The sequence below is a fragment of the Ferruginibacter sp. genome (assembly GCF_014377975.1).
GTDB lineage: Bacteria > Bacteroidota > Bacteroidia > Chitinophagales > Chitinophagaceae > Ferruginibacter.
The window spans coordinates 1-2,267 of sequence record NZ_JACMOO010000429.1; the positions used below are offsets into that span (position 1 = coordinate 1).

Consider the following 2,267-nt stretch of genomic DNA (forward strand, 5'->3'; position numbering starts at 1 on the left):
AGAACTAAAGAACTCAACACTGCTTTAGAAAACCTCAAATCCACGCAATCCCAGCTTATCCTGTGTGAAAAAATGGCATCACTGGGTGAACTCACCGCCGGCATTGCACATGAAATTCAAAACCCGTTAAATTTTGTAAATAATTTTTCTGAGGTGAATAAAGAATTGCTTTCTGAATTAAAAGAAGAAGCCGTCAAGGGAAATATTGAAGAGGTAAAAGCTCTTGCCAATGATGTGATAGATAACTCAGAAAAAATAAATTATCATGGCAAACGTGCTGATGCAATCGTAAAAGGAATGCTGCAACACAGCCGCAGCAGCAGCGGTGTAAAAGAACCAACCGATATCAATAAACTTGCTGATGAATATTTACGATTAGCTTATCATGGATTGCGTGCAAAAGACAAATCATTTAATGCAACGATGAAAACTGATTTTGATGAAACGATTGGTAACATCAACATCATTCCGCAGGATATTGGCAGGGTGATTTTGAATTTAATTACGAATGCATTTTATGCAGTTGATGAAAAGAAAAAGCAACTCGGCGAAGGTTACGAACCCACTGTTACAGTTAGCACAAAAAAACTTGCTGATAAAGTTTTAATTTCAGTACAAGACAACGGCAATGGCATCCCTCAAAAGATATTAGATAAAATATTTCAACCGTTCTTTACTACAAAACCAACAGGACAAGGAACAGGACTTGGATTATCATTAGCGTATGATATTTTAAAAGCGCATGGCGGTGAGCTGAAGGTGGAAACAAAGGAAGGTGAAGGAACAACATTTATTATTCAATTACCAACAAATTGACAAAGTATGAAAAGAGTTCTTAAAATATTTTTACTTTTATTAGTTTCTCCTTTTTGCAAGGCACAAAGCAATTCTATTGATAGCTTGAAAAAGTTATTGCAAATTGAAAAACAAGATACCGGCCGGGTAATGCAGCTTTATCAATTAAGCAAAAGTTATATGTACTCCAAACCTGATACAGCACTGTTGCTGGCACAGCAAGGCCTTTCGCTTTCAAATAAAATAGGCTTTGCAAAAGGAGAAGCCATAAGCATGAATCAGAGTGGAAATGTGTTTTCTACCACAGGTAATTATCTCAAAGGATTGCAACTTCACCTGAAAGCACTTAAAATTGCAGAAACTACTCAGGATCAAAGAGCCATTGCAAGTATTCTAGGGAGCATATCCAATAATTATTTTTTCATGGGCGATTATCGCCGGGCTATTGATTATTTATTAAAAGCACTTGTCATTTTTAAATCAATTAACGATCTACGAAATGTTGGAGTTATTACATCAAATCTGGGAAACAGTTATGAAAAATTAAATATGCTCGATTCTGCTTTAATCTATACTAACCTTGCATATGATTTGTTAGTACAACAAAAGAATAATTATCCAACGGGAATAGCTTTAGCAAATCTTGGTAATATTTATTTAAAAATGGGGCAGCCCGGGCTTGCCATGAGCAAGTACCGGTTAAGTATTCCTTTTCTTTTAGAACAAAATGATCCTGAAGCTATTTCGGAAGTCTATCTTGGTATGGCCAGAGTTTTTCAAAAAGCGGGGTCATTAGATTCCAGCTTGTATTATGCAAAGCTGTCATTGGTATTTACACAAAAAGTAGGCTTTACCATCACCGCAATAGATGCCAGTAATTTTTTAATCGCCTATTATATGGCTACACACAATGTTGACAGCGCTTTTGTGTACCAGAACTTATCCATGACTGTAAAGGACAGTTTGTTTAGCCGGGAAAAACAAAATGCAATACAGGGACTCGGTTTTGATGAAACGATGCGCCAGCAAGAGTTACAAGATGCAAAGGAGGAGGCGCAAACTCAATTCAAATTTAATATATTATTTGGCGGCCTTTTTATCCTTTTTGCTGTAGCCTTTGTTTTGTACCGTAACAACAGGCAGAAGCAGAAAACAAATTTTTCTCTCACACAGCAAAAACTAAAAGTAGAAAGCACCTTACAGGAATTAAAATTGACTCAGTCCCAATTAATTCAATCCGAAAAAATGGCTTCTCTTGGAGAGTTGACCGCCGGTATTGCTCATGAAATTCAAAACCCTTTAAACTTTGTGAATAACTTTTCGGAAGTAAATAAAGAATTGCTGGCAGAGATGAAGGATGAAATGGAAAAAGGTAATATTACTGATGCTAAAGAAATTGCCAATGATGTAATTGCAAACGAAGAAAAAATAAATCACCATGGCAAAAGAGCCGATGCGATTGTAAAAGGAAT

General features: G+C 36.1%; 2 protein-coding genes. Both read left to right on the forward strand.

Features of this window, described 5'->3' with window-relative positions; translation table 11 throughout:
- Positions 1-816, forward strand: an 816-nt coding sequence (locus H7254_RS20805; RefSeq protein WP_301934804.1) for a sensor histidine kinase, incomplete at its 5' end; no start/stop codon positions are given.
- A gap of 6 nt (positions 817-822) precedes the next feature.
- On the forward strand, positions 823-2,267 hold a 1,445-nt coding region (locus H7254_RS20810; protein WP_301934805.1), incomplete at its 3' end, for a tetratricopeptide repeat protein.